28 protein-coding genes are annotated in these 24341 nt (G+C 61.0%); 12 read left to right on the top strand and 16 right to left on the bottom strand.

Features of this window, described 5'->3' with window-relative positions; genetic code table 11:
* Window positions 1-211: 211 nt before the first annotated feature.
* Window positions 212-1312 carry an NAD(P)H-dependent flavin oxidoreductase gene (locus BR00_RS00430; protein WP_496475654.1) on the top strand — a complete coding sequence of 367 codons (1101 nt, stop codon included), beginning with the start codon at window positions 212-214 and terminating at the stop codon, window positions 1310-1312.
* Between the two features lie 155 nt (window positions 1313-1467).
* On the opposite strand, the gene BR00_RS00425 is transcribed toward BR00_RS00430, so the two are convergent.
* Genes BR00_RS00425 through BR00_RS00350 form a run of 16 tightly spaced genes read right to left on the bottom strand, consistent with a single transcriptional unit; the run spans window position 1468 to window position 13347 of the window.
* A complete protein-coding gene (locus tag BR00_RS00425; protein ID WP_496475653.1) occupies window positions 1468-2181 on the bottom strand; it encodes an outer membrane protein assembly factor BamD in 714 nt (237 codons plus the stop codon).
* Window positions 2174-3088, bottom strand: coding sequence for a thioredoxin-disulfide reductase (trxB, locus tag BR00_RS00420; RefSeq protein ID WP_496475652.1), 915 nt, complete (start codon window positions 3086-3088; stop codon window positions 2174-2176). Before trxB ends, BR00_RS00425 begins: the two co-directional genes overlap by 8 nt.
* Window positions 3088-3408: a thioredoxin gene (gene trxA, locus BR00_RS00415; RefSeq protein ID WP_496475651.1), complete on the bottom strand. Its 321-nt coding sequence runs from the start codon at window positions 3406-3408 to the stop codon at window positions 3088-3090. The genes trxB and trxA overlap by 1 nt, the downstream gene beginning before the upstream one ends.
* Before the next feature lie 11 nt (window positions 3409-3419).
* Complete coding sequence (gene tsaD, locus BR00_RS00410; protein WP_496475650.1) at window positions 3420-4475, bottom strand: tRNA (adenosine(37)-N6)-threonylcarbamoyltransferase complex transferase subunit TsaD; 1056 nt, start codon at window positions 4473-4475, stop codon at window positions 3420-3422.
* Window positions 4476-4477: 2 nt separating this feature from the next.
* Entirely contained in the window at window positions 4478-5503 is a 1026-nt protein-coding gene (fbp, locus tag BR00_RS00405) for a class 1 fructose-bisphosphatase (RefSeq protein WP_496475649.1), read from the bottom strand.
* Between the two features lie 7 nt (window positions 5504-5510).
* Window positions 5511-6140, bottom strand: coding sequence for a hypothetical protein (locus BR00_RS00400; protein ID WP_496475648.1), 630 nt, complete (start codon window positions 6138-6140; stop codon window positions 5511-5513).
* A gap of 59 nt (window positions 6141-6199) precedes the next feature.
* Window positions 6200-6922 carry a hypothetical protein gene (locus tag BR00_RS00395; RefSeq protein WP_496475647.1) on the bottom strand — a complete coding sequence of 241 codons (723 nt, stop codon included), beginning with the start codon at window positions 6920-6922 and terminating at the stop codon, window positions 6200-6202.
* An 8-nt stretch (window positions 6923-6930) separates the two neighbouring features.
* Window positions 6931-7203 (bottom strand): FtsB family cell division protein, encoded by a 273-nt coding sequence (locus BR00_RS00390; protein ID WP_496475646.1) that lies wholly within the window; start codon window positions 7201-7203, stop codon window positions 6931-6933.
* On the bottom strand, window positions 7200-7811 hold the full coding sequence (locus BR00_RS00385; protein ID WP_496475645.1) for a zinc-ribbon domain-containing protein: 612 nt from the start codon (window positions 7809-7811) through the stop codon (window positions 7200-7202). Before BR00_RS00385 ends, BR00_RS00390 begins: the two co-directional genes overlap by 4 nt.
* Before the next feature lie 9 nt (window positions 7812-7820).
* Entirely contained in the window at window positions 7821-9002 is a 1182-nt protein-coding gene (locus tag BR00_RS00380) for a type IV pilus twitching motility protein PilT (protein ID WP_496475644.1), read from the bottom strand.
* 1 nt (window position 9003) lies between these two features.
* A complete protein-coding gene (locus BR00_RS00375) occupies window positions 9004-10086 on the bottom strand; it encodes a type IV pilus twitching motility protein PilT (protein WP_496475643.1) in 1083 nt (360 codons plus the stop codon).
* A gap of 10 nt (window positions 10087-10096) precedes the next feature.
* Window positions 10097-10636: a CDP-diacylglycerol--glycerol-3-phosphate 3-phosphatidyltransferase gene (pgsA, locus tag BR00_RS00370; RefSeq protein WP_496475642.1), complete on the bottom strand. Its 540-nt coding sequence runs from the start codon at window positions 10634-10636 to the stop codon at window positions 10097-10099.
* Window positions 10637-11224 (bottom strand): lytic transglycosylase domain-containing protein, encoded by a 588-nt coding sequence (locus tag BR00_RS00365; protein WP_496475641.1) that lies wholly within the window; start codon window positions 11222-11224, stop codon window positions 10637-10639. It abuts the gene before it with no gap.
* A 22-nt stretch (window positions 11225-11246) separates the two neighbouring features.
* On the bottom strand, window positions 11247-12152 hold the full coding sequence (locus tag BR00_RS00360) for a P-loop NTPase (protein WP_496475640.1): 906 nt from the start codon (window positions 12150-12152) through the stop codon (window positions 11247-11249).
* Window positions 12153-12163: 11 nt separating this feature from the next.
* Entirely contained in the window at window positions 12164-12721 is a 558-nt protein-coding gene (locus BR00_RS00355; RefSeq protein ID WP_496475639.1) for a YqaA family protein, read from the bottom strand.
* 14 nt (window positions 12722-12735) lie between these two features.
* Window positions 12736-13347 carry a protein-L-isoaspartate(D-aspartate) O-methyltransferase gene (locus tag BR00_RS00350; protein WP_496475657.1) on the bottom strand — a complete coding sequence of 204 codons (612 nt, stop codon included), beginning with the start codon at window positions 13345-13347 and terminating at the stop codon, window positions 12736-12738.
* Window positions 13348-13565: 218 nt separating this feature from the next.
* Between BR00_RS00350 and BR00_RS00345 the strand changes: the two genes are divergently transcribed.
* The 11 genes from BR00_RS00345 (at window position 13566) to BR00_RS00295 (ending at window position 24335) form a co-directional block, all read left to right on the top strand.
* A complete protein-coding gene (locus BR00_RS00345) occupies window positions 13566-14474 on the top strand; it encodes a hypothetical protein (RefSeq protein ID WP_496475638.1) in 909 nt (302 codons plus the stop codon).
* Between the two features lie 111 nt (window positions 14475-14585).
* Window positions 14586-14852 carry a PxxKW family cysteine-rich protein gene (locus BR00_RS00340; RefSeq protein WP_281749776.1) on the top strand — a complete coding sequence of 89 codons (267 nt, stop codon included), beginning with the start codon at window positions 14586-14588 and terminating at the stop codon, window positions 14850-14852.
* A 76-nt stretch (window positions 14853-14928) separates the two neighbouring features.
* Window positions 14929-16152 (top strand): M20 family metallo-hydrolase, encoded by a 1224-nt coding sequence (locus BR00_RS00335; RefSeq protein ID WP_496475637.1) that lies wholly within the window; start codon window positions 14929-14931, stop codon window positions 16150-16152.
* Window positions 16149-18053 carry a tRNA uridine-5-carboxymethylaminomethyl(34) synthesis enzyme MnmG gene (mnmG, locus tag BR00_RS00330; protein WP_496475636.1) on the top strand — a complete coding sequence of 635 codons (1905 nt, stop codon included), beginning with the start codon at window positions 16149-16151 and terminating at the stop codon, window positions 18051-18053. Before BR00_RS00335 ends, mnmG begins: the two co-directional genes overlap by 4 nt.
* 75 nt (window positions 18054-18128) lie before the next feature.
* A complete protein-coding gene (locus tag BR00_RS00325) occupies window positions 18129-19133 on the top strand; it encodes a PilZ domain-containing protein (RefSeq protein WP_496475635.1) in 1005 nt (334 codons plus the stop codon).
* A gap of 18 nt (window positions 19134-19151) precedes the next feature.
* A complete protein-coding gene (locus BR00_RS00320; RefSeq protein ID WP_496475634.1) occupies window positions 19152-19970 on the top strand; it encodes a hemolysin family protein in 819 nt (272 codons plus the stop codon).
* Window positions 19927-21462 (top strand): apolipoprotein N-acyltransferase, encoded by a 1536-nt coding sequence (gene lnt / locus BR00_RS00315; protein ID WP_496475633.1) that lies wholly within the window; start codon window positions 19927-19929, stop codon window positions 21460-21462. Before BR00_RS00320 ends, lnt begins: the two co-directional genes overlap by 44 nt.
* 13 nt (window positions 21463-21475) lie before the next feature.
* A protein-coding gene (prfB, locus tag BR00_RS00310; RefSeq protein ID WP_496475632.1) for a peptide chain release factor 2 occupies window positions 21476-22592 on the top strand; the annotation gives its coding sequence in 2 pieces (ribosomal slippage) (window positions 21476-21550 and window positions 21552-22592; 1116 coding nt in all).
* Window positions 22552-23397 carry a GGDEF domain-containing protein gene (locus BR00_RS00305; RefSeq protein ID WP_496475631.1) on the top strand — a complete coding sequence of 282 codons (846 nt, stop codon included), beginning with the start codon at window positions 22552-22554 and terminating at the stop codon, window positions 23395-23397. Before prfB ends, BR00_RS00305 begins: the two co-directional genes overlap by 41 nt.
* Window positions 23398-23406: 9 nt before the next feature.
* The gene (locus BR00_RS00300; RefSeq protein WP_496475630.1) at window positions 23407-24216 is read left to right on the top strand and encodes a MinD/ParA family protein; all 810 of its coding nucleotides are present in this window, start codon (window positions 23407-23409) and stop codon (window positions 24214-24216) included.
* On the top strand, window positions 24213-24335 hold the full coding sequence (locus tag BR00_RS00295; RefSeq protein WP_281749767.1) for a hypothetical protein: 123 nt from the start codon (window positions 24213-24215) through the stop codon (window positions 24333-24335). Before BR00_RS00300 ends, BR00_RS00295 begins: the two co-directional genes overlap by 4 nt.
* The last annotated feature ends 6 nt before the right edge of the window (window positions 24336-24341 follow it).

Here is a 24341-nt window from a genome sequence, read left to right as displayed (position 1 = left end):
CCTCTGCCTTCATGAATACGTCACCCCGTGTCTTCATGGGATGACATTTCTATTGTCCCAGCCAGGGGTGACAATATCATTGTCCGGTAACACGTATGACGCTCCCTATTTGACCGCATCCGTAAAAATTTTTATGCACCTTCTGCCTTGAGCCAGTGCTCAAAGTGCATTTTCACTTCAGCCATCCGGCCAACTTCGACGAGGTATCATTATGGAATTTCCAAACTTGCGCATCGGCGATCTCATCGCCCGCGTTCCCATTGTCCAAGGCGGCATGGGCGTGGGCATCTCCCTGTCCAACCTGGCGTCCGCGGTCATGAAAGAAGGCGGCATCGGCGTCATCGCCGCCGCCATGATCGGCATGGGCGAGCCGGATATCGGCTCCAATTATCGTGAAGCCAACATCCGCGCCCTAACCCGGGAAATTCGCGCCGCCCGGCAAAAGGCCGACGGCATCCTCGGGGTCAACATCATGGTGGCGCTCACCAATTTCAGCGATATGGTGCGCACCTCCATCAAGGAAGGGGTCGATGTCATCTTTGCGGGCGCAGGACTCCCCCTGGATTTGCCCGGCTATCTGGAAGGGGCGAAGACCAAGCTCGTGCCCATCGTGTCTTCCGCCCGGGCCGCAGCCATCATCTGCAAAAAATGGCTGCACAAGTTCGACCGCCTGCCGGACGCCTTCGTGGTGGAAGGCCCCAAGGCAGGCGGCCACTTGGGCTTCAAACCCGAACAAATCCAAGACCCTTCCTTCGCCCTGGAACGTATCGTCCCGGAAGTCGTGGCCACGGTACAGGAGTTCGAAGAGCGGGCCCAGCGCCCCATCCCGATCATCGCTGCCGGCGGGGTGTACGAAGGCGCGGACATCCACAAGTTCCTCGAACTCGGGGCGGCAGGAGTACAGATGGGCACCCGTTTCGTGGCCACCCACGAATGCGACGCCGACCCGCGCTTCAAAGAGGCCTACATTCAGGCCAAGCCTGAAGACATCCAAATCATCCAAAGTCCAGTAGGGCTCCCCGGCCGAGCCATCATCAGCTCCTTCCTGGAAGACGTCAAACGCGGGCTCAAAAAACCCTTCACCTGCCCCTTCCACTGCGTCTCCACCTGCGACTATACGAAAAGCCCGTACTGTATCGGCATGGCGCTCACCAACGCCAAGAAAGGACTCCTCAAACACGGCTTTGCCTTTGCCGGCGCCAACGCGTGGCGCGTGGACAAGATCATCTCCGTGCGGGAGCTCATTGATTCCTTGCGGGAAGGCTTCGCTGCAGCCGTGGCAGGGCCCAACCTGGAGCATTGCGCTGCATAGCGCTTGCTGCCGCAACAGTTTCGTGCTCCGGGAGCGTCCTGCCCCGGAGCATTTTTGTACCAACCCAGCAGACCTCCCCCCCAAAAAAAAGCGGCGGGCACGACACCCACCGCGAAAAAAACACGCCACCCAACCGCACACGCGGTGCAAGCCTGTTAGAGCCAGTCGAACCACTTTTTCCAACGGCTCGGCGAAAGCTCTTCGTCCACCGCATGCTCCTGGTATTTGACAAACGCCGCCTTGCGCCGAGTGTCGGCAAGATTGGCCACATCCGGGATATCGCCATACTCCCGAAAGATGGCGTCATACCGCAGCCAGGCGGCCTTATAGGACCCAGACTCCCAGTAAAAGTTGGCGATATAGAGCTCGTGTTCCGCCAGACGCCGCCGGCATTTTTCGATATACTGCTGGGCCTCGGCCACATACGGCGTCTCGGGATACGACTGGATGATGCGTTGGAAGTGCTCAATGGCTTCAGCCACCTGATCTTGGGGCAGGTCGATGGCGGGTTGCACCTCGTATTTGCTCACGCCAAGCTGAAACAACACATACGGCACCTGCTCACTTCGCGGATGCAAGGAGAGGAATTCATCGTAGGTATCGATGGCTTCTCGGTACTGTTTGTTGAGAAAATACGCATCCCCCAACATGATGCGCCCTTGAACGGAATACGGACTAAAGGGATAGCGATCTCCAAGTTTCACCAGCGATTCAATGGCCGCAGGATAGTCCTTTTCTTGCATGGATGCCTGGGCGTTCTGATACAACTCCTGCGCAGTGTCCTCTGGAGGAGTAAGGAAATAATAATCAATGACGCCGCATCCGGAAAGGGCCACAGTCACGAAGGCCACAAAAAAGATTTTATACATGGGTAGTTTCCAGGTACGAGAGGACAGAAGTAGCAGCCACAGCGCCGTCCCCCACCGCAGTGGTCACCTGACGGCAGGTCTTGGCGCGCACATCGCCCGCGGCAAAAATACCGGGGACCGTCGTCGCCATCTCCATGTCCGTCACGACAAATCCCGCGGCATCACGCTCCACTGCCGGGGGAAGAAAATCCGCCAAGGGACGGTTGCCTACAAACACAAAAACACCGTCCACGGCCAGGGTCGAACGGGCGTCGGTGGCAACATTGCGCAGCGCGATCTCGCGCACAGCATCCTCCCCTTCAATGGACTCCACCACCGTATTCCAGAGCACCTCAATGGTTGGAGAGGCGAGCACCTTGTCTTGGTATATCTTAGTGCCCCGAAAGGCGTCCCGGCGGTGGATGAGATAGACCTTACGCGCGAGTTTTTGCAAATACAGGCTCTCTTCCAAGGCTGTATCCCCGCCACCAATGCAGGCGATGGTTTTGTCCTTGAAGAAAAAGCCATCGCACAGCGCGCAGTAGGAGACCCCCTTGCCGGTCAGCCGCTCTTCTCCAGGCACGCCGAGCTTTCGCCAAGTGGCGCCCGAGCAGACGATCACGGCCTTGGCCTCGTGCACCGTGTCATCGATGTGCACCCGCAGCGGCGTCCCCGGCTCCACTTCGCGCACCTCGCCCGCCAAGCGCTCCAGGCCGAAGCGCTCCAGGCCTTTTTCCATGAGGGCAGCCAGCTCATAGCCCAAGATTCCTTCCGGAAAGCCGGGGTAATTATCGATGCGCTCGGTATTGAGTACCTGGCCCCCCGCAGCAAGCCGCTCTACCACCGCAGCCCGCACCCCGGCGCGGGCCAAATAGAGGCCGGCGGTCATGCCCGCCGGCCCCCCACCGATGACCAAACAATCCCACATTACAGGGCCTTGTCACTCAACATCTGTTTGAGACTCGCCTTGGACACCGCCCCGGTCACCTGCTCGACCACTTCGCCCTTCTTGAAGAGAATCAGGGTCGGGATGGCGCGGATTCCGTAGGTGCTCGGGGTAGCCGGGTTCTCGTCCACGTTCATTTTCAAAATCTTGACCTGGCCGGCAAACTCCTGGGCCAGCTCATCGATAACCGGGGCAATGGCCCGGCATGGACCACACCACGGGGCCCAAAAATCCACGAGCACAGGAAGGTCGCATTGGAGCACTTCGGTTTGGAAGGTGGCATCAGTAACCTGAACAGCCATGACGGACTCCTTTAGCTTGAGGTTCGAATAACGTCGTGCGGCATGCGGCGCCCCCGGGCAATGGCCTCAAAGGAAAGGTCATGCCGGTAGCCGCGTGTCCCCAAAAGATGACCGAGAAAAGCTACCATAGCCCCATTGTCCCCGCAATAGGTAAGGGGCGGGACGAAAAAGGCAAGCCCATGCTCCTGCGCCAAGGTCGCACACGCCGCCCGCAGACCGGTATTGGCGGCGACACCGCCCGCCACCACCAGGGCGCGGGCCTCGGAAAAGCGCGCCAGTGCACGGCGCGTCTTTGCCATCAAGGTATCCACCACGGCCTGATTCACTTCGGCGCACAAATCGCAGACCACCGCAGGGACGGCCTCCACGTCGAAATTCCGATATTCCAAAGGCGCGATGGCGTGCTCCCGAATCCACATCCCTGCCGCGGTTTTCAGACCGCTAAAGCTGAAGTCGCAATGGTCGTTGTCCAAAAACGGTCGCGGGAGAAACGGACGAGCAGCGCTTCCGCGCTGCGCCAAGGCGTCGAGATACACTCCCCCCGGATACGGCAGATTGAGGAGTTTGGCGATCTTGTCGAAGGCCTCGCCCGCCGCATCATCGAGGGTGCGGCCCAAAAGCTCCATGCGATCCACATCGTGCATGGCGTAAAGGGCGGTGTGGCCACCGGAAACCAGCAATCCCAACGCGGGAAACACCGGCTCCTGATCCATAAACGCGGCCATGAGGTGGGCCTGAAGATGGTCGATCCCCAAGATCGGTCGATCCACGGCAACCGCCATGGCCTTGGCAAAGGCGACCCCCACCAAAAGCGCCCCCAGAAGCCCCGGCCCTCGGGTGACTGCGATCAAATCCACATCCGCAGCCTCCAGCCCGGCATCGGCCAAAGTCTGCTCCACCAGAGAAGGAAGCACCCGCAAGTGCTCACGGGAGGCGAGCTCCGGCACCACGCCGCCAAACACCGCATGCATGGGGATTTGGCTCTGGGTGCGGCAGGCACGCACGCCGTCGTCCCACACAGCGGCCGCGGACTCATCGCAGGAAGTCTCAATACCCAAAACCCGCATGACTACTGCGCCTCAGCATCGGCCTCGGCATAAATACGCTGCACGGCCAACACATCGTTCTTGGAACCGATCACCAAAGGAGTCCGTTGATGGATTTCATCAGGCTCAATATCCAAGATGCGGCGCCGACCATCCAAGGCCATACCTCCCGCCTGTTCCACGATCATGGCCATGGGATTGGCCTCACACATGAGCCGCAGCTTTCCTGCGGGCTTTTTGGGATCCCGACAATCAGCAGGATAGAGAAAAATTCCACCATAGATGAGGTTGCGATGAATATCCGAAACCAGAGAACCGATATAGCGAAGACTATACGGTCGACCTAGGGCATTGTCACAAGAGCGAAAGTATTCCACTGCCTTACGTGTAGTTGCATCCCAGTACGGGGTATATCCCTCATTGACCGAATAGATTTTTCCTTGCTCCGGAATGCGAATGTCTGGGTGAGAAAGTAAAAATTCCCCAACGCTTGGATCAAGGGTAAATCCATGCACTCCGTTTCCTGTGGTATAGACGAGCATGGTGGAAGATCCATAGATAAAGTATCCTGCAGCGACCTGCATGGCTCCTTTCTGCAACACGTCACTCAAGGTTACTCCTGTTGCGGATCCTCCTTGGCGGCGATAGATGCTAAAAATCGTCCCAATACTCACGTTGGCGTCAATATTTGCCGATCCATCCAATGGATCAAACATCAAAATGTAGTCCCCTTCAGGATATTGATGGGGAATTTCGATGACATCCGCATTCTCCTCGGAAACCATAGCGCACAAGACACCGGCGCGCTCCATGCGACGGATGATGACGCGGTTGGCGAAGTCATCCAGCTTCTGCACCATTTCGCCCTGTACATTGACCTCGCCCGTGGCGCCCAGCACATCCAAAAGCCCTGCCTTGGAGACTTCACGGTCGATGATCTTGGCGGCCAAGATGAGTTCGGTGAGCAAGCGCGTAAAACGGCCCGAGGCCAACGGCCGCTCCTTCTGCTGCAAAAGTAAATGCTCGACGACTGTCGTTACTTGACGCATGATCTCCTCACTTCTGCTGATAGACGTAGGCAATGCGCAAGTGATCCCGGGCGCTCATCAACCAGCGGTACTGTGTTCCTGCCACGGGGCGTGCCCCGGAAAAGCTCTTAGAACTCAGAACATCCTGCGCAAGCTGCTGCGCGGCCTCTGCATCCAGCGCTCCGTACGCAATCTGGTCGCCAACCACCACCGCGCTCCACGGGTTTTGATGCAGCAAAGCTGGATCGAGCATGGCCGCCACGAACCCTTCTTCTCCGGCACCATCGGTAAACTTGCGCACCACAGTCACTCCCTCGGGGAGCACCACGGCGCCCAAGGCGTACGGCTGGCCCTCCACCTGTTCGGCAAAGGCCTCAAGCGGTCCATCCGCAGAGAGCAGTACCCCATTTTTTGCCAAGAAATACCGGTCGAGCACGGCCCATTGACGCACTTCCGGAAGGGCGCTCCCCACGGCAGCCAGCCACATATCATCAGGAAAGGATTCCACCTTTGCCAAAACATCGGCCACCCGGATCACAGCACCATCCATGCGCACGAATGCGTCCAACACTTCGGCAGGGATGGCGACATCCTCTTCCGCCTCGTAATCAATGGATGCCTTGGGGTTGATATATTCGTCATAGTACAGTTTTGTCACGTGGAGCGGCTGGCATGCGCACAACATTACCAGTGCCGCAAAAATTATCCCTGTACGCATCATGACCTCGCCATAGTTCTGGTTTCCAAACGCGTTGCCAGCTGATCGAGAAGCGAGAACATCTGCGACTGCCGGTCCGGCTCCAAGCCCGCCTGACGGCGCTCGGCGTCACGAAGCTGCTGCAGCTCTTCTCGCTCCTCAGGACTCTGGGCCTTCGCCAGCAATTCCTCATAGATGGCGAGCGCTTGCTCGTGCTCGCCGTGCATGGAGAAAAGCTTGGCCATAGTCTTGGTACGGATACTGGCGTTGAGGCAAAACTGCGTCACCTCGTCCGCGTCCAAGTCGGTCTCTGGCTCGCGCGAGGCAGGCACCTCCACCGCAGCCAAGGCTTCCCGCACCCCATTCAGCAGAATTTGGCCCCACTGGACCGTGCCTCCTTGGGCTAAAAGGGCCATGAGCCCCGCCACCACGGCAAGGTCTACGGCTCCACGCTCGGCGCTCACCTGGCTCAAGGCCTGCCAAAAACGCGGAAAGCGCAGCAGGCGCTCTCCGGTTTCGTGGACCATGTCTCCATCACTTTCTCCAAGCTCCGCCAAGGTATCCGCTAAAAGCAGCCCTGCTTCGATATGCCCAGGATGGCTTGTCAGCCCCCGCCGCAGTACCGCTGCTGCCCGTGCGGCGTCTCCATGAGCACGAAACAGCCGCGCCACGTGCAAAAAAATACTCGAACCAGGATCCTGGGCCGCGAGCTCCTCAAAAAGCGCCAATGTTTCGGTATTCATGACATCCATCACTTGAATATGTACATGATTTCATTTTCTTCCGCATAAAGAAGTTCACGCCGCACCAAGCGACGAACATACTGTTCGTCCTTCCGCAAAAGGCGGATCTCGGCACTAAGCTCTTTATTTTCCGCATCGATCCGCTGAATTTTTCCTCGCAGTTCCTGGGTCCGCTCCCGAAGCTGCCGATATGCAGGCACCCCGGTCTCTGGATGCACAATCCGGTATACCAAAACCAAATCAAGAACCACAAGGAATCCAATCACAATACGCCATATCACGATTCGATCCCTACGCCATGAACATGGGCAGCCGCGATCTTCCATGGCTCTTGGAAAGCTTTGTACGCATCCCGGGCAAGGTCCAAAAATTTCTCAATTTCTGCAGAGTCCTTACTGGAGATCACCGCATTCACCCCAACCAAAAATGCGTCCATGCCCGACAACGTACGACGATCCGACTCCACCAAAATGACGTTGACTTCCCGCCGCCGGAGTCCATTCCACGTCGCAACGACTTCCAAAAGCTGGCGGCCTTCGGCATCATCTTGGAAAATCATCTCGTGATAATAGTTGGCGCGGATCTTGGCCATGGCCTGGTCAATACTGCGGGCCTCCGACACATATCCGCCGCGGTTGCGAACATAATCACAGATGCGCTGATGCAGGGCTGCCTGCTGGACATACACAAAAGCCACATGGGCGTCATGAGGAAAATACTCGGGTTCATCGGGCACTGCCGCAGACGTTTGCGCCTTCTTCGCCTCAGGACGCTCCACCAGGATAGGCTGCTTGCACTGGGGACAGCTTACCTTGAAGCGTCGCGCCTCAGGGATGCGTTCCGGAGGCAGCACGAACCGGGCATCACATTGGTGGCAACGGATTTCCATGCCCTCTCCTTAGCTGGGTCGCTCCACGACCTTTTTCTCATACTCCAAATCCAACTCCAATCCATCGATATTGGTGACCTTTTCACCACGAGCAGCCTTGATCTTGTCGATCATCTGCGCCAGTTTGGACTTATCCGAAGCGTTGGTCATGGCCACGGCCTCGGAAATCACATTCTGTGAGAAGAGTTCGGCCAGATATTGATCAAAGGTGATCATACCATACGCCGATCCAGACTCCACCACCTGATAAAAAGTCTTCTCTTCAGTCTCGCCGTTATAGATGAGGTCGCGGATACGCAAGTTGGTTTTGAGGATTTCAAAGGCCGCCACCCGTCCGCCGCTACGCTTGGGCATGAGCCGCTGCGAGATGATGAATTTGAGGCTCTCGGCCAAACGAGAACGAATAAGCCGCTCCTCGGCCAGCTCAAACATGCCGATTACACGGTTGATGGTCTGCCCCGTGTCCGCAGTGTGCAAGGTCCCGAGCACCAAGTGACCGGTCTCCGCCGCCTCCAAGGCAATACTCATGGTTTCCCGATCACGGATTTCCCCCACCAGGATGACCTTGGGGGCCTGACGCAGGGCCGCTCGCAGGCCGGAGGCAAACGAGTCGAAATCCAACCCCAGCTCCCGTTGGTTGACAGTGCCCCGCTTGTGGGTGTGCACGTACTCGATGGGATCTTCCAACGTCACGATGTGTTTGGCGAATTGCGCATTGATCGCATCGATGAGCGCTGCGAGAGAGGTGGATTTACCCGAACCCGTGGCACCGGTAACCAAAATGAGCCCAAATTTCTCCCGTGCCATTTCGTGAAAGACCGCCGGCAACCGCAATTGATCGATGGTGGGGACCACGGCGGTGAGCTTGCGCATGACAATGGCAAGCGAGCCTTTCTGGCTCAAGATGTTGACACGAAAGCGGCACACCCCGGCAAGCTCGTAAGACAGATCGCAAGACCCGGTGCGCAATTGATCCTCGTACAAGCGGATATTGCGCCCCATGAGGCAGGTGGCGATGGCCTCCACCTGCCGGGGCAAAAGCGGCCCCGGGTTGGGCTGCAAGGGAACGTCCTGGAGATCTCCATGCACCTCGGCCTGCACGGGTTTTCCCACTGTGAAGATGAGGTCCGAGGTGTCTGGGGCAAAATGCAAAGCCTGATGGAGGAGATGATCAAAATCAGCGCGCTGCATACTAGACCTCGGTGAAGTCTTGCGGCGGCGTGGTCAGAAAATCCCGGAATTTGGACTTGTTGACCGCCTTGTTGTAGGCCTGCTCCGCGTCGATCTTCCCTGCCATAAGGAGCTGCATGATAGCATCGTCCAGGCTCTGCATGCCATACTTCTTCCCGGTTTCGATGACCGAGTTGATCTGAAAAATCTTGTTCTCCCGGATGAGATTACGCACCGCCGGCAAGGCGATAAGAATCTCCAAGGCCGCGCAGCGCCCCGGCTTGTCGACGCGTTTAAAAAGGTTCTGAGCCACGATGGCCCGCAGGGAATCCGCCAATCCTGAGCGCACCTGGCCCTGCAGATCGCCGGGGAAGACCTCGATGATACGGTCGATGGTCTTGGAAGCCGAGATGGTATGCAAGGTGCCAAACACCAAATGACCGGTTTCCGCCGCTTCCAAGGCCAGCTGGATGGTCTCCAGATCACGCATTTCACCCACCAGGATGATATCCGGATCTTCACGCAGCGCCCCGCGCAAGGCGGCATTGAAACTCAAGGTATCGCGCCCCACCTCACGCTGGTTGATGAGACAGTTCTGGGGTTCGTGCACAAACTCGATGGGGTCCTCGATAGTGAGGATATGGTCTTTGCGCATCTTGTTGGCGTAGTCGATGATGGCCGCCAAGGTGGTGGACTTACCGGAGCCCGTGGGACCGGTGACCAACACCAGGCCTTTGGGGAGCATGGCCAAATTTTTGAGGATAGGCGGCAGCCCCAACTCGTCCACGGTGAGGATCTTCTGGGGAATCTCGCGAAAGACCGCGCCGATCCCACGCTTTTGCATGAAAAAATTGGCGCGGTACCGGGCCACGTGAGGCACCTCGTAGGAAAAGTCCACGTCCCCCGTTTCCTCGAACTGTTTGATCTTATTCTCCGGCGTGATCTCGTAGAGGAGTTTCTTGAGTTCGTCATGCTCGAGAATCTTGTATTTGACCCGCTGCATATCTCCATGCAAACGGATGATCGGTTGAGATCCGGACGAAAGATGCAAGTCCGATGCACCGAGATCGTGCATCATTTTGAAAAAGGCATCGATTTGCGCCATACTCCCCCCTCTAATGACGGATCGTTCCCGAGAACGAGACGAAGTAGTTCCACCCCGAATAGACCGTGAGCACCAAGGCAGCGTACAGAAAGACCATGCCGATGGCGCTCATATTCAAACCCCAAAGGGGATAGTGATAGATGAGCGGCACCAAGGCGACACTTTGCATGGCGGTCTTCCATTTCCCATAACGGTCGGCGGCGATGACCACCCCTTGCTCGGCCGCCACCGCCCGCAGGCCGGTGATCAAGATGTCGCGTGCCACGATGACCACCACCACCCACGCCGGCACCCATTGCAACCCGGCGAGCAGGATCAGCACCGAAACCACGAGCACCTTGTCCGCCACTGGATCCAGAAACTTCCCCACTGTGGTGATCTGGTTGTAGCGGCGGGCGATAATCCCGTCAGCCAGGTCCGTCAGGGCGGCCAAGGCGAACACCACTGCCGCCAGCGGACAGACCACCGGCCCGGGCATAGCAAGAAGAATCATGAGAAGAGGAACGGCGGCCACACGTAATAACGTGAGAATATTAGGAATAGAATACATTTATCTGCTCGCCTGAAGGCGGGAAAGAACCCGGTTCACGTAGGTTTGGGTCTCCGGGTACGGCGGAACGCCGCCATAGCGCTCCACCGCGCCGGGCCCCGCATTGTACGCAGCCACAGCCAAACGCAGTTCACCGAAACGCTGGAGCATCTGCCGGAGGTACCGCACCCCGGCGTCGATGTTGGCTTCTGGATCAAAAGGGGCGTCCAAATCCAGCTCCCGGGCAGTGTCCGGCATGATTTGCATGATGCCCTGCGCCCCGGCTGAGGACACCGCGCCGGCATCGCCTCCAGACTCCACGTCAATAATGGCAAGCACCAAACGCGGGTCCAGCCCATAGCGCGTGGCGGCCACCGTGGCGAGACGTTCCACCTGCGGCCACGATACCTGCTTGCGGCGCATCCCCAAGGCCACGCGCCGGATGTAGTTCACGGAATGGGTAAAACGAAAGGGCTTGAAGCGCGGAGAGAGGGGCATGTCGCTGACATGGAGCGAGCCGTCACGATTGATGGCGTAATAAAAGCGCCCTTCTGCCCACGAAGGGACAGCCAGAGCAAGAATCACCGCCAAGGCCACACACCACCGCATTCCGCCCCTCTCGCGCCTTGTATTAAGGTGCCGGCGTAGACGCCGCCTCCAGGCTGCTTTCAATGGCCTGTACCACCCTCTGGGCAAATTGCAACAAGGCGATTTTGGCGGGAGATTCGCCATCCAAGAGCACCACGGGTTTTCCCAGATCCCCTGCCACTACCGTGGCGGGGTCCAGGGGGATGGCGCCCAAAAACTGCAATCCGTATTTGCGGGCCAATTCTTCACCGCCGCCTTTCTTGAAGAGCGAGATCTCCTGCGCACAATGCGGACAAACGAGCCCGCTCATGTTCTCCACCACTCCAAGGATATTGGCCCGCGTGTACTGCAAGAAATTGATGGCCTTACGCACGTCGGCGAGGGAGATCTCCTGCGGGGTGGTGACCACGATGCTCAGGGCGTCCGGCATGGTCTTGAGCACGGTCATGGGCTCGTCGCCCGTTCCTGGAGGCGAATCCACCACCAAAAAATCCAGATCCCCCCAGAGTACATCCGAGATGAACTGGCGGATGGCCGAAGTCTTCATGGGGCCTTTCCACAGCACCGCCTGATCCGGGTCCTTGAGGAGCGACTCCATGGAGACCACCGCCAGATTTTCATTGTAGCGCTTGGGCAGGACACCGTGATCGCGCTCGATTTCCAAAAGTCCCTTGAGGCCCAAAAGATGGGGCACACTGGGCCCGTGGATGTCCACGTCCAAAAGCCCCACGCGGTAGCCCTGCAGCGCCAAAGCCGCCGCAAGGTTGACCGCAATAGAGCTCTTTCCCACGCCGCCCTTACCGCTCATGACAAACAATTTATATTTGATGCGCGACAGTGTGGAGGCAATCTGCCGGTCCTGCCGCTCCATGGCCGATTCCGGACTTTCCTGAATCCGGCCCAATTTCTTCGCGCCAGCGCACGAAGAACAACCTGATTTTGTCGTCATAATACAACCTCCTAACGCAATACCCCAAAAGCTACGGCGGCCATGATGACCACGAGGACGCCGATCGAAACGATCCAATTCAAACGCTGCTCCACCAATTGCCGAGCCCGTTCTCCCCACCAGTACACCAATGCGGCCACGGCAAAAAACCGGACCCCCCGGCCAATGACGGAGGCCGCCACAAACACCCAAAAACGGACTCCAAAGGCCCCGGCCGTCAGCGTGCACAGTTTATAGGGCACCGGCGTGAGCCCAGCAACCACCACGGCCCAGGCATCGTATGCCGTATACCAAGCCTGCACCGTATCGTAATGTCGTGCAATACCCAGCGCATGGATGAGCGGCCAGCCCACGGCGTCCATAAAAAAGGCCCCAATGCCGTAGCCCACCACGCCACCAAGCACCGAGGCGACCACCGTTATGGCCGCATAGCGGAACACCCGGGCCGGACACGCCAATCCCATGGCAAGGAGCATGGGGTCCGGTGGGATGGGAAAAAAGATGGCCTCGGCCGCCGAAACCGCAGCAAGGGTCCACTGGGCCCGGGGACTCCTGGCCGCGCGGCCCATGCGTTCCCGCCAGGCTACCACCCGTATGCCCCCACGAGGTCCACGAAGACCACAGCGCCGTGATCTTCCACCTGGGTGTGTCCGCCACGTTTCACGAGACGCAGCAAACGTTGCTCCCGCCGGTTTCGTCCCACCGGCATGACCAAAAAGCCCGGATCGGCAAGTTGCTCCACCAGCGGCAGCGGAATCTCCGGACCGCCCGCGGTTACGATGATCTTGTCAAACGGCGCTGCCTCCGGCCAGCCCAAGGTGCCATCGCTCAAACGGGGGCGCACCTGAAAATACCGCAAGGCAAGAAGGCGTTTGCGGGCGGCTTGATACAAAGGCTTGATGCGCTCCACGGTGAACACTTCCGCCCCCATGGCCGCCAGCACGGCCGCTTGATAGCCCGATCCCGTACCGATCTCCAAAATCCGATCCTTGGGACGCACCTCCAGCAAGGACGACATGAGAGCCACCATATACGGCTGAGACAAAGTCTGGCCATGGCCGATGGGCACGGGGTGGTCCTCATAGGCTTGGGAGGCCAGGGCTTCGTCCACGAAGAGGTGCCGCGGCACCGCTTCCATGGCCGCCAATACCCGGTCGTCGCTCACCCCTCGGGAGCGAAGTTGGGCAGCAACCATGCGCTGGCGACGATAATCCAAGTCTCGGAAAAAAGACACTTTTTCCAAACCCTCACCTTTTTTTGCAAAGCAAGCTTGCAAAGCAGATTTCCCCTTCCAAGTCAACTCACAGACGCGCGCGAAGCCGAACACTCACCCATCCTTGTTCTTGCATTTTCCTCACCTTTCGCATTAAGCAAATGAGCGTTCGTTCTAATCCATCTCGTCGAGGTCGCTCTATGTACTGTGCCAAATGCCGCTACCACGCCCAGGACCACCTTCAGGTATGTCCCAAATGCAACACTTCCTGGGAGGACGCCCGCAAGGCCCTGGGGCTTGACTGGATGCGAAGCGATGGCTTTCCGTGGCTCTCCCCCACACCGCAAGCCGAACCCATTGTTTCCGACCTTCTCGACGTGGACGACATCCTGGCCCCACCTCCCACGCCCGAGCCGGAACCCGTAGCCGCAGCAGAGGCAGCGGTCGTCGATATCGATGATCTGCCGCAATTCACCCCAGCCGACACGCCCCCCTCTGCTTCCACCCCACCGGCAGGAACAGTGGAAGACCGTCCCGAAGCCCCGACGCTCGCCGAGCCGCTCACGGTGGAGCCACTGCCCGAAATCGAAGTGGATCTCTCGCTGGAAAGCGAACCTGCGCCACGTGCACCGCAGGATTCTTTAGAACCCCTGGATGAGGTGACTCCCGAAGAAAACTTCCTGGAGCGCCTGAGCGCCGACATGCCCGCAAGTGACCACATCCTCTTGGAGGCACCCGAGGACTCCGAAATCACTGCAACGCCCACGGAAAAAACCACGCCGACCTCGGTGGAAACCGCAGCGGAAGCAGAACTCGATTTAGTGCTGGAAATCGAAGAAGAACCTTTCTCCGCCGAGGAGCTGGCCTCCCGCGACGGCGCAACTTCGGCCCCGCAAAGCCCCGCACACGCCCCGGAGAAGCACACATCCGAAGACCTCCTTATCCCCGAGTTGGAAGAACTCTTGGGCCCGCCCACGCCGCCTGCGGCAGCCGCAGCCGCCAAGCCCACGGAAAAAACCACACCGCCGACCACATCTCCAACTGCATCCGAGGAAGACGACGAATTCGCCATCATCCTGCTCGATGACGACGAAGACGCTTCTTCGTGAGCGCGGTTTTGCCCCTTGACGGCCCCAGGGATTTTGGTTCATGGCAGCGGTTCTACATCCAACGCCCCAGCCAAAAAACCAACAAGGGCAAGCATAACGGAGGAACGCCTTATGGCAGTCGATTTCAGTAATGCCGTGCGCACGGACAAAGGAGTCCAGGTGGCTGGCATCATCATGCAGGAAATTATCGACAAGTGTGAAGGCTGCAACCGCATCCAAGAGTTCGACGGCGGCAAGTTCTGCAACACCTACCCGCAGCCGGCCGCCAAGTGGCGCTTGGGGGATTGCAATTTTGCCACCCATATCGTGCGCGAGGTCAAGACCAAGGCCAAAATCAACCCCCTCAAGGCATCCAAGCGTGCGGCCAAGGGCAAATAATCCTTGCCTGGTCTGGAGTTCAAGGCAGGATTCGTCCTGCCTTTCTTTTTTCCCGCCGCACGGGTAAGGAGACGCCATGCTGGATACCGTATTGCGCCATATTGACGAGTCCGCCGCGCAGCTCATCGCCTGGCAGCGGCAATTGGTCGCCATCCCGGCCTTGGGCCCGGACAACGGCGGAAGCGGCGAGGCCGCCAAAGTCGAAGCCCTGGAGTCCATTTTCAGCGGCCTGGGCTTTTCCTTGCAGCGCATCGACGCCCCGGACTCCCGCGTTCCCTGCGGAGTACGCCCCAACCTCGTCGCCCGCATGCCGGGAAAAACGGCGCAGACACTCTGGATCCTGGCGCATACGGACGTGGTCCCTCCCGGAGATCTCGCCCTGTGGACTGGCGATCCGTGGACCCTGCGGGTCCACGGCGACACGATGCTCGGCCGCGGAGTGGAGGACAACCACCAAGGCATCCTCTCGGCCCTTGCGGCAACAAGCGCCCTTGTGCGTGCCGGCGTGCCTCCCCGTTGCTCGGTGGGAGTCCTCTTGGTGGCGGACGAAGAAACGGGCAACCGCTACGGGATTGACTACCTTCTCGCCCACCACCAGGACCTCTTTGCTCCCGACGACATGTTCGTGGTGCCTGACGCCGGCGAACCCGACGGGCTGGCCATCGAGATCGCGGAAAAAAGCATGCTCTGGGCGCAAATCACCGTGACGGGGAAACAGTGCCATGCCTCCCGGCCACAGCTTGGAGCCAACACCCTGGTGGCCTCCGCCCACCTCATCGTGGCCCTGGCCGAAGAACTCCCCAAGCGCTTTCCTCAGGAAGACACCCTGTTTTCCCCATCCGTCTCTACCTTCACCCCCACCAAGAAAGACGCCAACGTCCCCAACATCAACACCGTGCCGGGCCAAGACGTGTTCTACGTGGACTGCCGGATCCTTCCTTCCATCGCCGTGGAGGAGGTGGAAGCCGCCATGTCGCAGCTCGCCGCCGCCACCGCCGCCCAATACGGCGTCCAGATCGCCATATCCCCGGTGCTGCGCCAAGAAGCGGCGCCGCCCACGCCAGCGGACAGCATGGTGGTGCGTCTGCTTACCGAGGCCATCCAGGCTGACCGCGGCAAAACACCCCGGTGTGTGGGGATCGGCGGCGGCACCGTAGCGGCGGAGCTGCGGCGGCACGGATTTTCCGCGGCAGTCTGGTCCACTCTCCTGGGCACTGCCCATCAGCCGGACGAAAAGGCTTCCATCGCCAACACCCTGGCGGATGCCCGAGTCTTGGCCCGCATGCTGCTTTCCGCATGAGTACGACATCCTGGTCTTCTCCCCCGGACGTCTTCGACGTCATCGTGGTCGGCGCAGGGCATGCCGGCTGCGAAGCCGCCCTGGCCTGTGCCCGTATGGGCTTTTCGGTGCTGCTCACCACCATCAACGTGGACCGCATCGGACATTTGTCCTGCAATCCCGCCATCGGCGGACTGGCCAAGGGGCATCTGGTCAAGGAGATCGACGCCTTGGGCGGTGCCATGGGCCTCTTTGCCGATGCTGCGGCCATCCAGTTCCGCCGTCTCAACACCCGCAAGGGGCCGGCGGTGCGCTCCAGCCGCGCCCAAATCGACCGGGATGCCTACCTCCAGACAGTGCGCACGACGGTCTTTTCTCAGCCCAACCTCTGGGTGCGCCAAGAGACCGTCGACCAGGTCACCGTGGAGCACGGACGCGTCACCGGCGTGGTTACGGGCCTGGGAGAACACATCCCCTCCCGCACGGTGATCCTGACCACCGGGACGTTTCTCCAAGGCCGCATCCACGTGGGGCTCACCCATTTTCCCGGCGGCCGCTTCGGCGACCCGCCCAGCCAAGGGCTTTCCGCAAGCCTCGCGGCCCTCGGGCTGCGTCTTGGCCGCCTCAAGACCGGAACCGTACCACGCCTGGCCAAAAGTTCCGTGGACTTTGACCGCCTCGAGGTCCAACCCGGTGACGACCCGGCCCGCCCCTTCAGCTTTCTCTCCACCGGCCCCAAACTCCCCCAGGTGCCGTGCCACATCACCTGGACCACACCCGCCACCCACGAAGTCATCCGCAAGAATCTCCACCGGTCCCCGCTTTACGCCGGCGTCATCACCGGCACCGGCGCGCGCTACTGCCCATCCATCGAGGACAAGGTGGCCCGCTTTCCGGACAAGGAACGCCATCAACTCTTCGTGGAGCCAGAAGGTCTCCACAGCCCGGAAGTCTACCCCAACGGCATCCCCACCAGCCTGCCCATCGACGTGCAACGGGCCATGCTCGCCACCATCCCCGGCCTGGAAAAAGCGCATATCGTGCGGCCGGGTTATGCCATTGAGTACGATTTCGTGTTCCCCACCCAGCTTTTTCCCTCCCTGGAAACCAAGGTCGTCCAAGGACTCTATCTGGCCGGGCAGATCAACGGAACGTCGGGCTACGAAGAAGCCGCGGCCCAGGGCCTATGGGCGGGCATCAACGCCGCCTGCCGCCTGCGCGGCGAAGGGCCTTGGGTGCCGGGACGAGACCAGGCATACATGGCGGTACTGGTGGACGATTTGGTCACCAAGGGCACCGAGGAGCCCTACCGCATGTTCACCTCCCGGGCGGAGCACCGCCTGCTTTTGCGCGAAGACAACGCCGACCGCCGCCTCACTCCTTTGGGCAGGCGTCTGGGGCTGGTGGACGACGAACGCTGGCGCCGCTTCGAGGCCAAGGAGCGCAGCATCCGCCGCCTCCTGGAGGAGCTTTCCCAGCGCAGCGTGCGCCCCGACGCGGCAAACCGCGAGCGTGGGGCCTCCGTGGGCATCACCCTGCCGCCGAGGGCGGCCAGCTTGGCGGAGCTCTTGCGCCAGCCCGAGGCGCGCATCACCGATCTCGCCGTGTTTTGGCCGGAAGTTATCGATTTTCCCGCCGATGCCCTGGAAGAAGCCGAAACCGAGGCAAAATACGCGGGGTACCTTGCCCGCCAAGAAGAGTTGGTGGCCCGGAGCGCCTTATGGGAAGCCACGGCCCTGCCCGAAGACCTGGACTACGCCGCCATCCCCGGCCTCTCCCGCGAGGTGGTGGAAAAACTCACCCGTATCCGTCCCCGCACCTTGGGGCAGGCCAGCCGCATCTCCGGAGTCACGCCAGCAGCATTGGCCTGCGTGGAAATCGCCCTCGCCAAACGTCGGCGCCAAAACCAACCTGCGCCTTGACGAAGCCCAAAGCGGCGTTCCATAGTACGGCATCATGACAGTCACCTCTCGCCACCCATCGGCCTGACGCACCATATGCCGACCCTCGACCAAATCGCCCGAGATTTCCAATACGGGCGTTTCACCTTCCAGGACATCTCTTCCGCACTCTTCTGGGTGGCGGCAGGGGCGGCGTGCCTGGCGGGCATAGGGTTGGTCATCGATTGGTGGCAGAAGCGCCAAGAACGCGCCCAAAAGGCATTCACCATCACCGATCCGGAACGCATCCACGCCATCCTCCACGAAGCGCTCCTCTCCCGCAGCCGCCTGGACGTGCGCTTCGAGGACGGCGGCGTGCGGGCATCCATGGCCTGCGCCCTGGCAGAAACCACCCCGGAGTCCGTGCGCCTCGAAGTGCCCTGGGGCGTGCATCCCAGCCCTACCTGGGTCGGCCGCACCCTCGCCGTGTATTTCCACCTCCCGCCCAAGGCCGGCCCCGCACAATACTATTTCTTCCACGCGCCTGTCGTGGCCGTGCATCCGAGCGACGATATCTCGCACGTCGAACTCGCTGCCCCCGCAGCCCTAGAAATGGGACAAAAGCGCCGCCACTTCCGCCTGGAGCTCCCCAGCGCCGACCTTTTGGACCTACGCTTGTGGCTGCCGGATTCGCCGGGGCTTCCCACCGAGGCAGACCCCAACGCCTGGCCCGCCCCTCTGCTCACCTTTCCGCACATCGGCATCGTCGACATCTCTGCCGGAGGACTTCGCCTCTCTGTGGATCCCCAACGCCTGCCCCGCCCCCAAGCAGACGGCCGGCGCGTGAGTCTCGACACCGTGCGCCTCTGCATCACCCTGCGCGGCGAGACTGCGCCCGAGACCTATTTCTTCGAAGCGCGGCTGCGCAACCAATTCAAAGACTACGCCACCAGCAGGCTGCTCTGCGGCTACCAATTCCAGCAAGCAGCCATCCGCACAGACATGCATCCTCTCGCTTGGTCCCCCGTGGACCCGGAGCGGGGCGTCAGCGAACTGGGAGACTGGATCTTCCGACGCCACATGGAACTCTACCGCCAGCACGCCCAGCTGGCAGACCGATAACAGGAGGCAACATACCCTATGGACGAAGGTTCCGACAGTCGCCTGTGGGACGGCATCAAACGCCTGTTTTCCCGCAAGACGGATTGTCAGGTGGAGGACGCCATCATGGAGGCCAAAGACGACGGTGAAATCGCCACGGACGAGGCGTCCATGCTCCTCAACATTCTCCAATTGGCCGACAAGCAGGCCTATGAAATCATGGTCCCGCGCACGGATATCGTCTGCGTGGAAGTGGATGAAACCATTCCGGAAATCGCCCGTAAGGTCTTTGAGAGCGGCCACTCTCGCCTGCCGGTCTACCGTGAGACCAAAGACCAGATCATCGGGATCCTCCACTGCAAAGAACTCCTGCGCTTTTTCGTGGACGAACCGAGCGCTCCGCCTTCCCTGGAGGCGGTCCTGCGGCCACCCCACTTCATCCCGGAGACCAAAAACGTCCGCGACATCCTGCTCGATTTCCAAAGCCACAAACAGCACATGGCCATCGTCCTGGACGAATACGGCGGCACCGCCGGCCTGGTGACCTTGGAAGACGTGCTGGAAGAAATCGTCGGCGACATCGAGGACGAATACGACCCGCCTCGACCTGCGGAAATCCAGCCCCAGGACGACGGATCATTCCTCATCGCCGGCAGAACCCCCTTGGAAGACCTGGCTGAAGAAACCGGCATCCGTCTGGAATCCGAAGAAGTGGAAACCGTCGGCGGCTACATCACCGAACACCTGGGCCGAGTCCCCACCACCGGAGAGGTCTGCCAGATCGACGGAATGGAGTTCACCATCAAGGAAGCCGATGCCAAGCAGATCCACTGGGTCCGGGTCGCCTCCGTGGCATAGGCTTGGCGGTACCGCCCTGGCGGTCGCCCTTGCCTGCGCCTTGAGTTTTTCGCTGGTGCCCGTCGCCTTTCCCCCGGCGATCCTCCTGCTCCCCATGGCCCTTGCGGCCGTGGGCGCATCCGCCCCCAGCCCCGGTTCCGCCTGGCGCCGAGGACTGGGCGTGACCCTTCCCGGCTACGCCCTGGCCCTTGCCTGGGTTATGGTGCCGGTGCAGATGGAAGGAGGACTCCCCTTCATCCTGGCAGCCCCCTGCCCGGTGCTTTTGGGCGCGGTACTGGCGGCCTATGCCGGACTCTTTTCCCTCGCCGTCTTTTTCCTCAAGGACCACGCCCACTCCCCATGGACCCCCATGACCCTGGGGGCGGCGTGGGCAAGCCTCGAGATCGCCCGGGGGCAACTCTTCACCGGATTTCCGTGGCTGGTGCTTGCCCAGGCCCTGGTACCCTGGCCATGGGCCCTTGGCCTTGCCCGCTGGATCGGGGCCTTTGGCCTCTCCGGAGTTCTCGCCGCCGCAGGCGGCATTCTCACGCTCTGGACGGGAAAGCGGCGCTTGTGGGCCCTTGTGCCTGCGGGGATCATGCTCCTTCCCCTCGCCTTCCCGCTGCCCGAGCCTACCTCGACGGTCACCGCCGCCTTGGTGCAAGGCAATATCGACCAAGGCCAAAAATGGGACCCCACGCTGCAGGAGGCCATCCTCGACACGTACCTCGATCTTTCCCGGCAGGCGGCACAGAACCATCCCGATCTCATCATCTGGCCGGAGACCGCCACTCCTTTCCATCCGCAAGATCCCGGCCCGCTTGCGGACCGACTCCACGCCGAAGCCGCGTCCTGGAAGACGTCGCTGCTCTTCGGCGCCCCGGCCTATTCGCTGGTGCCGTCGACACCGCCCACGTACGTTCTCCACAACCGCGCCTATCTCCTGGACCGTGACGGCAAGCGCGCCGCATGGTACGACAAAGAACACCTGGTACCCTTCGGCGAGTACGTACCCTTGGCCACGTGGCTCCCCTTTCTCTCCAAGCTGGTGCCCGGAGACTACGAATTCGCCCCCAGTGCCGCCACTGCGCCGCTCCCCCTTTCCCGCCACGTGCGCCTGGGCGTGCTCATCTGCTACGAGGCCGTCTTCCCGGAGCTTGCCCGCGACCGGATCCGCGACGGGGCGTCCGTCTTGATCAACATCAGCAACGACGCCTGGTTCGGCGACTCCGCCGCCCCGCGCCAGCACCTGGCGCTCGCCGCGCTGCGGGCCGTGGAGTCCGGCCGGGCCATCTTTCGCGCCACCAACACCGGCATCACCGCCGCCATCGCCCCGGACGGGACCATCCTCAAGACCCTACCCCAGTTTGCACCAGGGGTCCTGGTGGCCGAACTTCCTGTGTTGACAAGCACCACCGTTTACCATCAGCATTTTCTCCGCATTCACGGGGCCTTCATCCTCATGGCCATCGGCGGCCTCCTTGTCCGGTTGCTCCGGCCCCGATCCCTGTAAAGGAAGACGAACTATGCTGCATTATACCGAACTCAAGACACGGGCCACTACCCTGGACGCCCAATTTCACGACCTCTGGGGGCGTCTTTGACCTCTCCCGACACACGGAACGCTTGAACGAAATCGAACGGCATCTCGCCGCCCCGGGCGCTTGGGACCGGCCGGACACCCTCACCCCCATCTTGCGGGAAAAGGCCCAACTGGAAAGCACCGTCGCCTCCTGGGAGGCGTTGCGGGACGCCCATACCGCCATGGGAGAGTGGCTGGACTTGGCCACTGAAGAAGAAACCCCGGAAGTACTCGAAGCCCTGAACGAGGCCATCGAGACCCTGGCAGAAGCCTTGGAAAGCGTCCAGATGCGCACCCTCCTCGGAGAGCCTGAAGACGGGGCCGACGCCATCCTCGAGATCCATCCCGGCGCAGGCGGCACCGAATCCCAGGACTGGGCGGAAATGCTCCTGCGCATGTACCGCCGTTTTGCCGAGCGCAAAGGATTCCGCACCGAAATCATGGATTTTCTCCCGGGCGACGAGGCTGGTGTCAAAAGCGTCACCATGCAGGTGAGCGGGCCCTACGCCTATGGCCTCCTCAAGGCGGAAAAAGGCACCCATCGCCTCATCCGCATCTCGCCCTTCGATGCCAGCGGCCGGCGGCATACTTCTTTCGCCTCGGTGGACGTATACCCAGCCGCCAGTGACGACATCGAGATCGAGATCCGCGAGGAAGACCTGCGCATCGATATCTTCCGCTCTTCCGGCCCTGGCGGACAGTCGGTGAATACCACGGACTCCGCGGTGCGCATCACCCATCTGCCCACAGGCATCGCGGTCCAATGTCAGAATGAAAAGTCCCAGCACAAAAACAAAGAAACCGCCCTCAAGGTCTTGAAGGCCCGACTTTTGGAGCTGGAACTGGAAAAACGGGCCGCGGAGCGCCAAGCCGAATACGCCGCCAAGGGGGCCATCGCCTTTGGCTCGCAGATCCGCACGTATACCCTCCAGCCCTACCGGCTGGTGAAAGACCACCGCACCGGGACGGAAACCAGCAACGTGGACGCCGTGCTCGACGGCGCCTTGGATAGCTTCATCCATGCCTATCTCCTCCACCTCCACGCCCAACGCGCCGCTTGACCCTGCCCGCACCGAGGCGCTGACGGCCGAACTGCGACGCATCGACACGCTTGTGCGCCAACACGCCGCGGGTACGGGCGGCGTGGTGCTCGCCCGTTTGGCGCCCGGGCTGGACCACGAAACCTGGCGGCAGATAGCCCAGGCCCACGGCCTTGGCCATTGGCTGCGCATCATCCCTGGAGCCGAGACCGAGTCCCTGGCGGAGCTCACCCGCCATCTGGAAACCTTGCAGGCCGAACGCCACCGCGACCCCCTCACGGGGCTTCCCAACCGCGGCGCTTTTACCTCCGCCTTGGCCTTGGAGCTGGAGCGCACCCGGCGTACCGGCGCGCCGGTGAGCCTCGCCATCCTCGACGTGGATGATTTCAAACGCTTCAACGATACCTACGGGCATCCCTGCGGCGACGCGGTGCTGCGCGCCGTGGCGCACACGCTGCAAACCTCGGTGCGCCGTCTGGACACCGCCGCCCGCCTAGGTGGTGAAGAATTCGCCCTCATCCTGCCGGCCACCAGCCGCGCCCGCGCCGTGGGCATGGTGGAGCGCATCCTGAAGGCCATCCGACAGACCTCGGTCCTGTGGGAGGGGACCTCCCTCAGCGTGACCTGCTCCGCCGGCGTGGCCACTGTCCGAGGCAAAGGCGATGACGTCAGCCCGGACGCCCTCTACGCAGAAGCCGACCGCGCCCTCTACGCGGCCAAGGCAGCGGGCAAGAACCGAGTGGAGGCAGGCAAAGAACTGGGACGCGAGAAGGAAGAGGCCGCCCTGGTGCACCACGATGAAAAACGCTTTCTCTTTCGCAAATAAGGAGCCCCTATGCAGCCCAACCGCACCATGAGCATCGCCATCGTCAGCGGCAAAGGAGGGGTGGGCAAGACCAACATCGCCCTCAACACGGCCTTGGCCCTGGGAGGCCTCGGACACCGTGTCCTGCTTCTGGACGCCGACCTGGGCCTGGCCAACGTGGACGTGCTCCTCGGCATTGCCCCAGAGTACACCATCCATGACCTCACCCGGGGCGTACCCGCCCAAGAGGTGCTCGTCTCCCTGGGCGACCAGGTGGATCTGCTGCCTTCGGCCTCCGGGGTGGCGGACCTCGACGACATGGACGAGGACGCCCAGACCGCGCTTATGGGGCGCTTGCAGGAGCTCTTTGCCGGCTACGACTTTCTTCTTCTCGACCTGGGTGCGGGCATCAGCCCCACGGTCATCAACCTCGCCGCCATGCCGCAAGAACGGGCCGTGGTCATTACCCCGGAGCCCACGTCGCTGACCGATGGCTACGCCCTCATCAAGGTGCTGCTCACCCAGCGGGGCATCAAAAACTTCCATGTCATCGTGAACATGGCGGAAAATCACCAAGAAGGCCAGGCGGCCTTCGAGCGCCTCCAGCTCGCCTGCCGGCGATTCCTCGATTTGGGCATCCGGCTCATGGGCATCATCCCCCGGGATCCCAAGATCGCCGACGCGGTGCGCGAACAAACCCCCTTTCTCCGCATGGCCCCGGACTGCCCGGCCGCCCGTGCCACCCACGCCATGGCCGAAGACCTGTCCCGCAGACGTGAACGCCTGCAGGAGCTCATTGCCCGCTCTCCCATCCTCAAACCCTTTCCGAGCCAGCCATGATCACCCGCATCCTGCTTCTGCTCTCGGCCCTTGTCTGTCTGGGCTCTGCCGCCCACGGGGAGACCACCCTCCTCTACACCGCCGAGACCCGCGGCCAGGCCCTGCCCTGCCCGGTTTGAGGGGGA

This window comes from Thermodesulfomicrobium thermophilum DSM 16697 (assembly GCF_059568695.1).
The sequence above is the reverse complement of the archived record's forward strand: the minus strand, read 5'-3'. Positions and strand labels throughout refer to the sequence as shown.

What these genes read in the sequence shown, in the direction of transcription:
- BR00_RS00430 (WP_496475654.1), top strand. Translation starts at nt 212, where the DNA reads ATGGAATTTCCAAACTTGCGCATCGGCGATCTCATCGCCCGCGTTCCC.
- BR00_RS00425 (WP_496475653.1), bottom strand. Translation starts at nt 2,181, where the DNA reads ATGTATAAAATCTTTTTTGTGGCCTTCGTGACTGTGGCCCTTTCCGGA.
- trxB (WP_496475652.1), bottom strand. Translation starts at nt 3,088, where the DNA reads ATGTGGGATTGTTTGGTCATCGGTGGGGGGCCGGCGGGCATGACCGCC.
- trxA (WP_496475651.1), bottom strand. Translation starts at nt 3,408, where the DNA reads ATGGCTGTTCAGGTTACTGATGCCACCTTCCAAACCGAAGTGCTCCAA.
- tsaD (WP_496475650.1), bottom strand. Translation starts at nt 4,475, where the DNA reads ATGCGGGTTTTGGGTATTGAGACTTCCTGCGATGAGTCCGCGGCCGCT.
- fbp (WP_496475649.1), bottom strand. Translation starts at nt 5,503, where the DNA reads ATGCGTCAAGTAACGACAGTCGTCGAGCATTTACTTTTGCAGCAGAAG.
- BR00_RS00395 (WP_496475647.1), bottom strand. Translation starts at nt 6,922, where the DNA reads ATGAATACCGAAACATTGGCGCTTTTTGAGGAGCTCGCGGCCCAGGAT.
- BR00_RS00385 (WP_496475645.1), bottom strand. Translation starts at nt 7,811, where the DNA reads ATGGAAATCCGTTGCCACCAATGTGATGCCCGGTTCGTGCTGCCTCCG.
- BR00_RS00380 (WP_496475644.1), bottom strand. Translation starts at nt 9,002, where the DNA reads ATGCAGCGCGCTGATTTTGATCATCTCCTCCATCAGGCTTTGCATTTT.
- BR00_RS00375 (WP_496475643.1), bottom strand. Translation starts at nt 10,086, where the DNA reads ATGGCGCAAATCGATGCCTTTTTCAAAATGATGCACGATCTCGGTGCA.
- pgsA (WP_496475642.1), bottom strand. Translation starts at nt 10,636, where the DNA reads ATGTATTCTATTCCTAATATTCTCACGTTATTACGTGTGGCCGCCGTT.
- BR00_RS00365 (WP_496475641.1), bottom strand. Translation starts at nt 11,224, where the DNA reads ATGCGGTGGTGTGTGGCCTTGGCGGTGATTCTTGCTCTGGCTGTCCCT.
- BR00_RS00360 (WP_496475640.1), bottom strand. Translation starts at nt 12,152, where the DNA reads ATGACGACAAAATCAGGTTGTTCTTCGTGCGCTGGCGCGAAGAAATTG.
- BR00_RS00355 (WP_496475639.1), bottom strand. Translation starts at nt 12,721, where the DNA reads ATGGGCCGCGCGGCCAGGAGTCCCCGGGCCCAGTGGACCCTTGCTGCG.
- BR00_RS00350 (WP_496475657.1), bottom strand. Translation starts at nt 13,347, where the DNA reads ATGGTTGCTGCCCAACTTCGCTCCCGAGGGGTGAGCGACGACCGGGTA.
- BR00_RS00345 (WP_496475638.1), top strand. Translation starts at nt 13,566, where the DNA reads ATGTACTGTGCCAAATGCCGCTACCACGCCCAGGACCACCTTCAGGTA.
- BR00_RS00340 (WP_281749776.1), top strand. Translation starts at nt 14,586, where the DNA reads ATGGCAGTCGATTTCAGTAATGCCGTGCGCACGGACAAAGGAGTCCAG.
- BR00_RS00335 (WP_496475637.1), top strand. Translation starts at nt 14,929, where the DNA reads ATGCTGGATACCGTATTGCGCCATATTGACGAGTCCGCCGCGCAGCTC.
- mnmG (WP_496475636.1), top strand. Translation starts at nt 16,149, where the DNA reads ATGAGTACGACATCCTGGTCTTCTCCCCCGGACGTCTTCGACGTCATC.
- BR00_RS00325 (WP_496475635.1), top strand. Translation starts at nt 18,129, where the DNA reads ATGCCGACCCTCGACCAAATCGCCCGAGATTTCCAATACGGGCGTTTC.
- BR00_RS00320 (WP_496475634.1), top strand. Translation starts at nt 19,152, where the DNA reads ATGGACGAAGGTTCCGACAGTCGCCTGTGGGACGGCATCAAACGCCTG.
- lnt (WP_496475633.1), top strand. Translation starts at nt 19,927, where the DNA reads ATGCCAAGCAGATCCACTGGGTCCGGGTCGCCTCCGTGGCATAGGCTT.
- BR00_RS00305 (WP_496475631.1), top strand. Translation starts at nt 22,552, where the DNA reads ATGCCTATCTCCTCCACCTCCACGCCCAACGCGCCGCTTGACCCTGCC.
- BR00_RS00300 (WP_496475630.1), top strand. Translation starts at nt 23,407, where the DNA reads ATGCAGCCCAACCGCACCATGAGCATCGCCATCGTCAGCGGCAAAGGA.
- BR00_RS00295 (WP_281749767.1), top strand. Translation starts at nt 24,213, where the DNA reads ATGATCACCCGCATCCTGCTTCTGCTCTCGGCCCTTGTCTGTCTGGGC.